The organism is Rhodococcus sp. BE178 (assembly GCF_050433545.1).
GTDB lineage: Bacteria > Actinomycetota > Actinomycetes > Mycobacteriales > Mycobacteriaceae > Prescottella.
The window spans coordinates 23,947-36,387 of record NZ_JBNPXA010000019.1 but is presented as its reverse complement, the minus strand read 5'-3'; the positions used below and the strand labels follow the sequence as shown (position 1 = coordinate 36,387).

Sequence of the window (12,441 nt, the reverse complement as noted above, 5' to 3'; positions counted from 1 at the left end):
TTCCGACGATTGATTTACACGGCCTGCTGAACCATCCCCAAATCAGCCTTGACCTTCACGGCCTTCTCAGAAACTTCCTGGAGGAAGATGTGGGCGGAGACAAAGAACAAGAATGGTATGGGTCCGACCGTTGCACCCCCGAGTGCCAACAAGCCGTTCTGGCCGTTGAACGGCCCGGATAGAGTCAGGCACGCGAACAGGCTGAAACCGTTCAGGATCACTGTGCAGACCGCGAACCAATTAAGCCAAATCGGAAATTCTCGCGATCGGACAGAAATCAATATAAATGACACAAGAAAGGGAATCCAGAGCCCGCCCAGAATGAACGCAGACGTGAAGCTGACAACATGGAGGGCGTGTACGATATCTGCAGAAACCTGACCGGCCAGCAGATTTACCGATGCCGTTATTCCGGTGATCATCGCAAATATCGTCATGACAGCTATGTCGCTTCCGAAGCCGATCCAACTCACCCTGTGCCCCGGACTGGAATCCAGACTGAACAACCGCCCCGCAATCGCCCCACTAATGCACAACAGAAGCACGAACAGAAAGGCCGCAAAGAGCATCGCAGCCTTGACATAGCCGCGATATGTGGTGAAGAAGTAGACGATGTCGTCGGTTGAAGAGCCGTCTGGAAAAACCCAGATGTACAGGGCAAGCATGATCAAGACCGCCACAACCGTCATCTCCGTGACGGCCCCGTAGATAATCTTCGGGAGCGACCCCCGCTCAGAACTTCTCACCAAAAAATTGACGATCCAGCCAAGCAGCGGGACCCGTGATGCCACCGATCGGCCCGAGTTCCTGCTGTCGAGAACAGACATATAAACTCCTCAATTCCAGCTGCAGAAAACATGAATCCACCGCATCCGCGTCGACCCTGACCCCGCCGATACGAATCCCACCCACGCCCCGGTGGCGACGCGGCGGCGAGAGATTTAGCCTGAGGCCTGAGGCTGCCCTCCTTAACGGCGTAGAAGTACTCCCCGACTTCGCTTCCGAAAGCTAACCACCGAGCGATCGCAGGAACCGACCGAACGAAAGGCTGCTAACCCGAACGCTCTGGCCACCGCCGGCATGCATCCACATCAATGGAGGCCCCACGACTCTCGACTCTAGCCGCGGGCGGCTCAATACATGAGTGAATTGACCAAACACGCCCATACCGTCCCCCAGGCGGTGATTTCTACGAATATCGTCGAACCTGCAATCCTTCCCGATCCGACGGCTACGCTGGATTCGATCTTCCCGCCGCTACAGGAGGACCAGTGCCTGAATATGATGTAGTTATCGCTGGAGCCGGTCTCGCCGGTAGTGCTGCCGCAATCCTCCTCGGCAGGAAAGGACTGAAGGTAGCCCTTCTCGAGACCCACACACACGAAAACTCATACAAACGGCTGTGCACGCATGTCATTCGATCGAGCGCTGTGCCCACATTGAGAAGGCTCGGGATACACTCCGAAATCGAAGATGCCGGTGGAGTTCGAACGCGCGACAGCCTGTGGACAAGACATGGATGGCTACGGGAAAGTCCGACCCCGAACCGACCAAATTATGGCTATAATATTCGTCGCGAAACCCTCGACCCCATCATTCGTCGGGTTGCCGCGGAAACACCTGGGGTGGAACTTGTTCTAGGCGCCAAGGTCATCGGGCTCACACGCTCGTCCGATGATCGAGTCGATGGCGTCCAGTTCGCGTCCCGTGGCACCACACATCGAGTCGACAGTCACCTTGTCGTGGGCGCCGATGGACGCCACTCGCGGGTTGCGTGTCAATCAGATCTACCGGGTAAGCAGTATCCGAATCGACGGTTCACCTTCTTTGCACAGTATCGAGACGTCGTTGTTCCCGACGATCAGAGCCTGCGCGTCTGGCTACTCGAGCCGGACGCGGCATCCATTTCCGTCCACGACGATGGCGTGGTTGTCGTTGCTGCGATGCCGGACAAGGAGCGTATCGGTGAGTTCATGAGCGACCGGGAGGGCGCGTTATGCAAAACGTTCATCGGCCTCGATTCCGCCCCGGATCTGTCGAGTGCGACCCGACTATCGGATGTCATCGGCACGCGGGACTACCCGATGGTCTTACGTCGGAAGATCGTTCGAAAAGGAGTTGCCCTGATCGGCGACGCTGCAATGGTGACTGACCCCCTGATTGGTGCCGGCTGCGGCTGGGCGCTGCAATCGGCTGAATGGTTGGCTGACGAAGTCTCCTCGGTTCTCGACGGTTCCGGGTCGACTGCCGGCCTGGATCGAGCTCTGTTCCGCTACCAACTGCGACACCGGTGGCACTTGTTGCCTCATCAACACGCAGCGATCGACTTCAGCCATCGCCGCGAATTCTCGTCGGTCGTAGATTTCCTTTATCGCGCGGCGACACGAGATCCCTGGATAGCAGACCAACTTTTCGGGGTGAGCACCCGAAACAAATCACCACTGACCCTGTTCACCCCTCGCGCAATGGCCCGTGCAAGCCTGTCGAATCTCGGAGGTTTCGGGGATCGGCACCGGAACGGAACAGGGAAGGTTCGATAGTGCAACGGAATGAATCTCATGTATCCGTCCCCGATCAGTCCGGACGAAACTTCATCATCACCGGCGGCAACAGCGGGTTGGGAGCTGCCACTGCCCGGGTCCTCGCCGACCGAGGCGCCAATGTCATACTGGCCTGTCGCGATACGAAACGAGCCCAAGTTCTAGCGGCGTCGATCAGTCCGAGGGTGACCTCACTGAAACTGGACCTGACCGACGCCATCTCGATCGCTCAGTTCGCGGAGTCCGTCGACACCGTCGATGTAGTAATAGCGAACGCCGGAATTTCCGCTGTTCCGTTCAAACAAACAAGCCTCGGGTTCGAGTTGCACATGGCAACAAATCATCTCGGCCACTTCGCACTGATCGGCCTCCTCCTCGATAAGATCACGGACAGAGTGGTCGTCGTTTCCAGTATGGCGCATCATTTCGCGGGCCTCCTCCACATGGGGACGTTGGATCCGAACGATTTTGGTTGGCAACGGCGTCGGTACACCCCATTCGGCGCTTACTGTCAGTCCAAACTCGCCAACCTCCTTTTCGTCAACGAGCTGCACCGCCGGTTGACCTCGTCGGGTCGTCAGTTGAAATCCGTCGCCGTCCATCCTGGAATTTGCCGAACTACGGTAGGGTTGCACACCGAGTCCCCGATCGGCGATATCGCATGGAAGGCGATTTGCGCCGTCGCCGGCCAGAGCCCGGAGTCGGGTTGCCTCCCTGCAATTCACGCTTCCACGGTCCCCGAAATCACCGGCGGAACCCTCGTCGGCCCGTCAGGCCTTCTTCAGATCCGGGGATTACCTGCATTGACGCGGCCCAGCAAGACGGCGCTGGACTCGGATCTGGCCGCAAAACTGTGGACAAGATCTGAGACAGCGACCGGCGTCTACTACGATCTTTGAGCTCCCGCCACCGCGGATGACAATCGCGGTCCATTCATCTGGCCGGGCGCTTCCCTTCAAACTTGAACCACCGTTGCTGTCGCGAGTCCACCCGCACCGAGAATTGCTGCCAGACCGGTCCCACCTCCACGTCGTTGGAGTTCATGAACCAGAGTGACGACGGTTCGCGCGCCCGACCCTGCGAAGGGATGTCCCAACGCCAGACCGCCGCCCAGAACGTTGATCTTCTCCCGTTCGATCTCTAAGCCCTTCTCGAACGCCAGACCGATTACTGCGAAGGAATCGTGAATCTCGAACAGATCGACGTCGTCCAACCTGACGCCCGCGACTGTCAGTGCCCTTCGTACGGACACGAACGCCGCGGACATGCTCTCGTTGGGTTCGACCCCGGCGCTACCCCATCCGGTCACGAAGCCCAGCGGCTTGATTCCGAAATCCCCAGCTTCCCGTCCACCGCTCAAGCACAGCGCCGCTGCACCATCGGTCAGGCCGGTCTGGTTCCCCACAGTGACTGTGTTTCCGGGTCCGAGGACAGGCTCCAACTCACGTAATCCTTCTGCTGTGACTCCCCGCTGGGGCAACTCGTCCGCCTCGGCCGTCCCGCCAGCCGCGAGACGGACGGAGACCTTCTCGGCATCGAAGATCCCTTTGTCCAGCGCGGACACTGCCAGCGCGTGAGCCCGCACTGCCCATTCATCGAGTTCCTCGCGTCCGATGCCCAACGAGCGCGCGGTGGCCTCACCGATGGTGAAGGTCAAGTCCCCTGCAGGAGCGGCCGAAGTGCTGGGATGACTCGGCGACCAGACCGGCGCAGAATTCGCCGGGTCCGCCGACATCGGATAGGTCACCGGCGCATGCGTTACAGACGTGACTCCACCGGCGATCACAGCGCGGCTCATTCCGGATCGTATGCCCGCAACGCCGTGATGAATGGCAAGCATCCCGGATGCACAGAAACCCCCGATCGCGACCCCTGGCGTATCGACCGGCAGCCCGAGGTCAAGCGCCGCGTATCTCGCGATGCATCCGCCTCCCTGGTAAACCTCACCGAGCGCGACGTCATCGACCGCTTCCGGGGGCAGGCCCGATTGGACCAACGACCCTTCGATCACAGACTTCGCAAGATCGAACTCCGATGCCTGGCCGAGCCCGCCGGTGAAAGCACGGGTGAATGGTGTCCGAACCGCAGCCAAGATAGCCGTTTCACGCATAATCTCCCCTATTCGCTCGCATCCGCCATTTCCTCGAGTCGTTCTGATTCTGCAGTTATGCGGCTCGCGACCTCCGCTTCCCAACGCTCCCGCGACCACGTCGTATCCACGATGAATTCGAACCTCGCATGCATGTCCGGCGCGATATCGTGTACATCGATAAAGAACTGGTTGTACCACCGACGTAGCTGATAGACCGGCCCGTCCTCGTCACACAGAAGCGGATTTTCCATCTTGGTTTTGTTTCTCCAGATCTCCACATCTTGCATGAATCCCTCGGTTGCCGCGTCATAGAGGCGACGGGCCACGAGATCGATAACCTTATCGTCGAATCCCGGAGTCTTGTTTACGGCTATTCCCCACTGCAGTCTGAACACGTTCTTACTCACCGGAAAGTGGGTGAACACAGCGATCGCATCCATTTCGATTCCGCTGTAGTTGAAATGCTGTCGATTCTCCATGTATGCCGGTCCGAAATATGCCGCAACAGAATCCACGTACATCGACCCGTCGAAATCCCGGCCTGGCCCGATATCCTTACGCCCAGCCATCCCGATGCTTTGCACCGCATTCTCACCGTCAAGACTGACCTTGAAATAGTCAGGAATACCGAAGTGCAAGTAAAAGAAGTGGGCCACATCGACGATGTTGTCCATAATCTCTCTGGAGTTTGAGCCCTCGACCTGGACACCACCCCATATCCAGTCAGTCCATTCATCGGTAAAGATCTCGTCGATTCGGGGGATCTGAGTTCCGACGCTCGGTGGCCGACCTTCCGGATCATGCCAAATGAACAACAGCTTGTTCTCGACCATCGTAGGCCAGGAACGTGTACGAGCAAGGGCAGGGACGCGACGGGCGTAGGGCACTTCCGTGCACCGTCCGTCACCGCCCCATCGCCAATCGTGGAAAGGACAGGCTATGGAATCACCCTTGACAGTCCCCTGACTCAGATCCGCGCCCATGTGCCTGCAATACGCATCGAGTACACGGATCCGCTTCGCCGAGTCCGCGAAAACCACAAGTTTGCCGCCGAAGGCATCGACCGCGTGTGGAAGTCCGTCCAGGAAATCCTGCTCGCGGCCCAGACAGTGCCATCCCCGCGCGAATCGGTCGAGGTCGATTCCGGTATCGATCTCACGGAAACGCAGTTCGCCATCCGATCGACTGTCCGAGCATTCGATTGAATCTGCCATCTCGAAATCACCGCCCATCATTGCCTGCCCCGATCTCCCGGTCGATGGCTTCGTACAGCTCGTCGTCGGACAGTTCCGAGACGCTACGTTCGCCGCCCTCGTCACCGGATCCGACCCCGACGCTTTCGAGCAACGCGTCGATTCGCCCCCTGATCAGGACCGAATCTTCTAACAGCTTGCCCGACTTCATGATTGCGTTCTCTAGCTGGGCGAGAAGTGCCTCCACCTCATCGAGTTCGGCATCGTCGGGGTCGACCGAAGAGATTTCAGAAAGAGCTTCGACGATTGCCGTGGCGAGCTGCCGTGGCGTTGGTCGATCGAAAACGATGGTGGTCGGTAGACGAAGTCCCGTTCGGTTGTTCAACCGATTACGCAGTTCGACAGCGGTAAGTGAGTCGAATCCGAGAGATCGGAACGCGACATCGGGCTCGACCTCAGCGGCGGACTCCAACCCGAGAGTGGCTGCAATTTCACGCTGTATCGACGTCAACGCGATGTCGTTCCGTCGGTTCGCCGGCGCGGACAAGAGGGTGGTGCTGAGCTCAGGGCTCGTGGTCGCCGGTTCGGCCCCTCGTCCTCCCCCGCGCTTCTTGACCAGGTTCTCGAAGACACTCGCGAACTGCCGGTGCTCGGGCCGCGACATCGCAGACTCCACGTCGAGCCGTGTTGCGACTGGAACCGCACACGCAGAGAGCACCGTGCGATCGAACGCATCCAGCGCCTCCTCGGACTCCATGCCGATCAATCCGATTCGCTTCAGCCGATTGATGTCGCTGGCAAGCATGTTCTGGGTCAACGAACTCGGCTCACTCCAGAGCCCCCACGCGATCGACGTACCGGCCAAACCCAGGCTCCGCCGCCACCTCACCAGACCGTCGAGATACCCGTTGGCAGCCGCGTAGTTGGCTTGGCCCGGGCTGCCCAGTACTCCTGCGACCGAGGAGAACACGACGAAGAACGCCAGGTCCAGATCCGCGGTCGACGCATGCAGATTCCATGCACCGGTCGCCTTCGTGTCGAACACCTTCGAAATCGACTCGGCATCCAGAGATTCCACCGCCTTGTCATCGAGGACCGCCGAGCAGTGCACCACCCCGATCAGTGGGAAGTCCGCAGTGATCGAGTCGACCAGACGCGAGACCGCGTCGGGATTCGAGACGTCGCAGGCAACAAACCGGACCGAGGCGCCGATCGCTTCCAGCTCCGACGACAGCTCCACGGCCCCAGGAGAATCGACACCGCTCCGCGAGGCAAGAACCAGGTTGCGAATGCCCCATTGCCGAACCAGATGACGGGCGACGTTCGATCCAGCCATTCCGGTGCCGCCGGTGATGAGAACCGTTCCGTCGCGGAACGATCTCAGCGCTACGGGCGGCATCGTAGCGACATTCTTTCCGACCTGACGTCCATCACCCATATGCCGGAGGGCATCCCGAACTAGACGAATGTCCCAGGCCCTGACCGGGATCCGACGCCACAGGTCGTCCCGAACCAGATCGGTAATCGTCCGCAGCCGCTCGCCGACCTGTTCCGGTGACATCCCGAGCAAGTTGAAGACCTTGTAGTCGACTCCCGGATATGCCTGCGCTACCTCGACCGGGTCACGGAGGTCGGCGCGTCCGATCTCGACGAACCGCGAGCCCGTACTACCCATGAGTCGCAATGTCGCGTCCACCAGTCGGCCGGAGAACGCATCGAGTGCCACGTCCATGCCCGCTCCCCGGGTCCGACGTGCGAAGACCTCCTCGAAATCTCCATTTCGGGACGACGCGATGTGGTCACGCGGAATACCCATGGATTCAAGGACCGCAAACTTCTCGGGGTTCGCCGTCGCGTATATCTCAGCCCCCAAGTGCTGTGCCAGCCCGACCGCCGCCATACCGACGCCACTCGCCGCGGAGTGAATCAACACTCGCTCCCCACGCCGCAGGTCCGCCAGATCGACGAGGGCGTAGTAGGCGGTGCCGTATGCGATGGGCATTGCCGCCGCCTCCGCGAACGTCCAGTCATCGGGCATACGGACGAGTTCGCGAGCGTCCGCTACGGCAATCGAACTCAGTGAATCGATGCATCGGCCGAAGACCCTGTCGCCGACTGCTATGTCGCAGACGTTGTCCGCAACCGCTGTCACGACGCCGGCACATTCGCTGCCCGCGCTTCCAACTCCGTTGTACGAGTTCAAGCTTATGAGCACATCGCGGAAGTTGAGGCCCGCGGCTCTGACCTCGATCAGAGCTTGATTGCTGCTCAGCTCGGAACCAACGGTATCGACAGCCGCAAGCGCCACGCTGTCGATCACGCCGTCGTTCCCAACGGTCAGCCGCCAGTCGCTACCGTCCGCGGGAATCGTCAGCGGGTCGCGCGGACCTGCCGTTCCGAGCCTCTCCAACCTCGGGACGAAGACCTGCCCCCGCCGGACCGCGAACTGAGGATCATCCGCATTGAGAACGTCATGGATCCTGTCGGAAGAGAGCACAGGGCTGTCGATGTCGATCAGTCGTACCCGGTCAGGGTGCTCCATCTGAACGCTTCTGACGGCGCCCCACACAGCCCCGGCTGACGGAAAACGCGCGTCCGCACCCGCGCACGCGACACCGCCGACAGTGAATAGAGAAAGACGCGCATTCCTCAACTTGTCCGAGGTCAGGAACCGCTGGATCTCTGACACCACGACTGTGACTAGCTCCAGCGAGGGTGCTGCGTCCTCCGAACCCGTCCCCACGAGATCGATCACTACGAGGGATGGAACTTCTCGCCCGTTTTCGATGTCCTTCAGCAGGGAGTCCATGTCTTCATGGAAGGTAACGCTCGCGGCGTCCAGAACTTCGGCAAACTCCCCGACCGGTTTTCCGAGAACGGCGACTTCGCCGAGTTCCTTCCCCGAGGGGACCTGGGTCCGGGTCAGTCGTTCCCAACGAAGGTCGAACAGGTTGTCCACTCCCGATCGCCGGGATGCGAAGCCCTCCGACGGAAGCGATCGCATGAACAATGAATCCGCCGACCAGATCGCCTGCCCATGACCGTCATACACACAAATTTCGATGCTCGCCGATTCGCGCATGGAAATCGCGATTCGAAACTTGCTCGGTTTCATCTCCGAGAACTCGACACCCCTCCAGGAGAAGGGAAGCATCATCCCCGAGGCGCCGAGCGAAAGAGCATCGACGACACCGTGAAGCCCCGAATCCAGCATCGCCGGATGGATCATGAAGAGCGGGATCTGATCGAATATCTCTGCTGGACAATCAATTTCGGCATACACGCCGGACTCCGCCTGCCACGCTCTCGAGAGTCCGCGGAAAGTAGGCCCGTACTGGTAACCGGCCGCATCGAGTTTGAGATACAACTCGGACACATCGATCTCACGCACCACACCGGGCGGCCATGATTCGCCCAGACTACGGGAGTTCAGCCCCCCCGCGGCCTCCCCGCGGAGCTCCCCGGTCGCACTGAGTACCCATTCCGCCGAACCTCCCGTTTCCAGGCAACCACTCTTAGCATATATTTCGATCGGGCAAGAATCAGTACCAGGCGACTTCACCACTATTTGGATATCTACGGTTTCACGGTCTGGAATCACGATCGGCGTGACGATTGTGAGTTCGTCCAGCCGGCTCATATCCAGACTCTTGGCCGCGAACATCGAAATCTCGAGCAAAGCTGTTGCAGGAACCAGCACCTGCCCGCAGACTGCATGATCCAGGAGCCACCGTTGCTTCACCGGAGATATCTCGCCGAAGAAGAGAACTGCATCGCCGGAAGCCAGTCGCGCCATGCTACCGACAAATGGATGTTGAACTTCTTCAGTTCCGGATGAAATCCCGACCACTTCCGGCGGATCCACCCAGTATCGCTTGCGCTCGAACGGATACGTCGGCAGATCGACGGTACCGACAGCGTCCCGAACCACGGGGGCCACCGCGTCGAGATCGACATCTACGCCGCAGCAGAACAACCGTGAAGCGTTGAGGACAAGGGACGTCCGCTCGGCGTCGTTCCGATTGACGGTACCGACTGCCGTCAAATCGCTCGATTCCGCGTCGAATATCTGCTCGAGCGCAGGAACCAGGACCGGATGAGGACTGACTTCGATGAACACATCGACTCCGTCGCTGAGCGCAGACCTCACGGCTCCCACGAAATCGACAGGCCGCCTCAGGTTCTCGAACCAGTAGGCGCTACCCAGATCACCCGGCTCCTCGAGCGTTGCGGTCACGGCCGAATAGAACGGGATACCCGACGGGCGCGGCACGATGTCGCCGAGGGCATCCGATAAGCGCGAAAATAGCACATCCATCTGCGGCGAATGGGACGCGTAGTCGACTGGGATCAGTTGGGCGGTCACTCCCGACGAATCGCATTCCCCGACAATGCGATCGACCGCGGACGACTCGCCGGATATGACGACGGTGCGTGGCCCGTTGACAGCCGCGATGGAAACATCGATCCGGCCACCGAGGATTGCCGACACCGATTCGGGGGCTGCGTTGATCACGGCCATCGCGCCACCGCTCGCAAGTTCGCGAATCGACCGGCTCCGCAGCGCAACCACCCGTACCGCGTCCTCCAGAGAGAGCGCACCCGCCACGTGGAGGGCGGCGATCTCACCTTGTGAATGCCCCATCACGCAGGACGGCTCGACGCCCAGGGACCGCCACATCGCTGCGAGCGACACGTTGATGGCGAACAGGAGGGGCTGGACCACGTCGACACGGTCGGACGCAGGGCTGTCCGTAGCACCGCTGATAACGCTCCGCAACGACCATCCAAGGTGCTCGGCGAACGCGGCGTCACACGCGTCGATGCTGTCCGCAAACACCGCCGAACTCTCCAGCAGATCGCGCCCCATCCCGTCCCACTGCGATCCCTGCCCGGGAAACACGAACGCCACCTTCCGCGCCTTCGCCCGTCCGGTAATGGTCATATGGTCGAACCCGTTGGTCTCCAGCGATCGAAGTCCCATGGCGAAGTCCTCCACCGACCGACCTACGACGACAGCGCGGTGCTGGAAGTGCGTGCGGGTGTGAAACAGTGACCGCGCGAGGGTAACTGGATCGACGTCTGGACGATCGGACAGATGGTCGAGGAGCCGCGACGCATAGGCCTCGAGCGCGACTTCGCTCCGCGCAGACAGTGTGAACGGCACCGGCGGGTCCGACGCGTCACGCGCCTCAGGCCGGTGCGAGTCCTGTTGCACGCTGTATTCCTCGAGGATGACATGAGCGTTTGTCCCACTCACACCGAACGAAGAGACGCCGGCACGCCGTGGCCTGTCGTCCGCCACTGGCCATTGTCGCGGTTCCTGGAGTAGCCGGACGTTGCCGGACTGCCAATCCACCAGCGGCGTAGGCGTATCCGCATGCAATGTCCTCGGTAGCACTTCGTTCTGCATGGCGCCGACCATCTTGATGATTCCCGCGATCCCCGCTGCACCCTGCGAGTGGCCGATATTCGACTTCACCGAGCCCAACCAGAGCGGCCTCTCCGGCGGCCGAGCCTGCCCGTACGTGCGAAGCAACGCCTCTGCTTCGATGGGGTCTCCCAGCTTGGTACCGGTCCCGTGAGCTTCGACCACATCGACGTCCTCGAAACCCAGGCCGGCATTTGCTAGACAGCTGCGGATGAGGCGTTGCTGGGCTCGGCCATTAGGTGCCGTCAATCCATTCGATGCGCCATCTTGGTTGACCGCAGACCCGCGTACGACGGCAAGTATTGGACGGTTGTTGCGGACGGCATCCGAAAGTCGCTCCACGACAACGACACCAGCACCCTCGCCAACGCCCATACCGTCGGCCGAGGCGGAGAATGCCTTGCTTCGACCGTCAGCCGCCACCCCCCGCTGTCTGGAGAACTCCAAGAGAAATGACGGCGTGGCCATGATCGTCACGCCGCCGGCGATTGCCAGGTCACATTCCCCCATCCGCAACGACGTCACCGCTTGATGAAGCGCGACGAGCGCGGACGAGCAAGCCGTATCGATAGTGATCGCCGGCCCTTCTAGACCGAGTACATATGCGATACGTCCGGAGAGGATTCCTCGCGAATTCCCCAGAAGAACTTGACCTTCGTATTCGCCCATACCGCCTGACGGGGTACGGAGTCGATCTCCGTACTCGTCGAAAATGGCGCCGAGATACACGCCCGTATTGCTGGCGCGCAAGGATGCAGGATCGACGTGGGCGCGCTCCAGTGCCTCCCAGACCACCTCGAGCGTCAGTCGCTGCTGAGGGTCCGTTACACGCGCTTCCCGCGGCGACAAACCGAAGAATCCCGCGTCGAAGTCCGCGATGGAGTCCAGGAAACCTCCCTCCCTCGCGTAGGTCGTTCCCTTGCGTTCCCAGTCGTCGTCGAAGAGATCCTGGAGCCTCCATCCACGGTCCTCAGGAAACGACCCCACTACGTCGGTACCCGAATCCACAACCTGCCACAAAGCCTTGGGCGAATCGATTCCCCCTGGAAATCTGCAACCCATGCCGACAATCGCAATCGGTTCCGACAACGACGCTTCGAGTGCGGATAGAGAGGATTTTGTTCTACGCAGCTCGACCGTCACTCGTTCGAGATATTCCCGGAGCTTTGCGTCATCAGTCATCAG

6 protein-coding genes are annotated in these 12,441 nt (G+C 60.3%); 2 read left to right on the top strand and 4 right to left on the bottom strand.

What is annotated here, in order from left to right:
- Positions 1-14: 14 nt before the first annotated feature.
- Positions 15-827, bottom strand: coding sequence for a hypothetical protein (locus J2X34_RS25135; protein ID WP_429520046.1), 813 nt, complete (start codon positions 825-827; stop codon positions 15-17).
- Between the two features lie 444 nt (positions 828-1,271).
- Between J2X34_RS25135 and J2X34_RS25130 the strand changes: the two genes are divergently transcribed.
- Together J2X34_RS25130 and J2X34_RS25125 are read left to right on the top strand one after the other, a co-directional pair.
- On the top strand, positions 1,272-2,540 hold the full coding sequence (locus J2X34_RS25130) for an NAD(P)/FAD-dependent oxidoreductase (RefSeq protein WP_429520045.1): 1,269 nt from the start codon (positions 1,272-1,274) through the stop codon (positions 2,538-2,540).
- Positions 2,540-3,439, top strand: coding sequence for an SDR family NAD(P)-dependent oxidoreductase (locus J2X34_RS25125; RefSeq protein WP_429520044.1), 900 nt, complete (start codon positions 2,540-2,542; stop codon positions 3,437-3,439). Before J2X34_RS25130 ends, J2X34_RS25125 begins: the two co-directional genes overlap by 1 nt.
- Positions 3,440-3,495: 56 nt before the next feature.
- Here the strand turns inward: J2X34_RS25125 and J2X34_RS25120 are convergent, their stop codons facing one another.
- From J2X34_RS25120 to J2X34_RS25110, 3 genes are read right to left on the bottom strand one after another with little or no spacing between them, the layout of a single operon-like run.
- A complete protein-coding gene (locus tag J2X34_RS25120) occupies positions 3,496-4,650 on the bottom strand; it encodes a thiolase family protein (RefSeq protein ID WP_429520043.1) in 1,155 nt (384 codons plus the stop codon).
- A gap of 8 nt (positions 4,651-4,658) precedes the next feature.
- Complete coding sequence (locus tag J2X34_RS25115; protein ID WP_429520042.1) at positions 4,659-5,867, bottom strand: Rieske 2Fe-2S domain-containing protein; 1,209 nt, start codon at positions 5,865-5,867, stop codon at positions 4,659-4,661.
- Entirely contained in the window at positions 5,854-12,438 is a 6,585-nt protein-coding gene (locus tag J2X34_RS25110; protein ID WP_429520041.1) for an SDR family NAD(P)-dependent oxidoreductase, read from the bottom strand. Before J2X34_RS25110 ends, J2X34_RS25115 begins: the two co-directional genes overlap by 14 nt.
- Positions 12,439-12,441: the final 3 nt, after the last annotated feature.

Bases quoted from the DNA above. Each gene is read 5' to 3' on its own strand.
- J2X34_RS25135 (WP_429520046.1), bottom strand. From the start codon at position 827: ATGTCTGTTCTCGACAGCAGGAACTCGGGCCGATCGGTGGCATCACGG.
- J2X34_RS25120 (WP_429520043.1), bottom strand. From the start codon at position 4,650: ATGCGTGAAACGGCTATCTTGGCTGCGGTTCGGACACCATTCACCCGT.
- J2X34_RS25115 (WP_429520042.1), bottom strand. From the start codon at position 5,867: ATGATGGGCGGTGATTTCGAGATGGCAGATTCAATCGAATGCTCGGAC.
- J2X34_RS25110 (WP_429520041.1), bottom strand. From the start codon at position 12,438: ATGACTGATGACGCAAAGCTCCGGGAATATCTCGAACGAGTGACGGTC.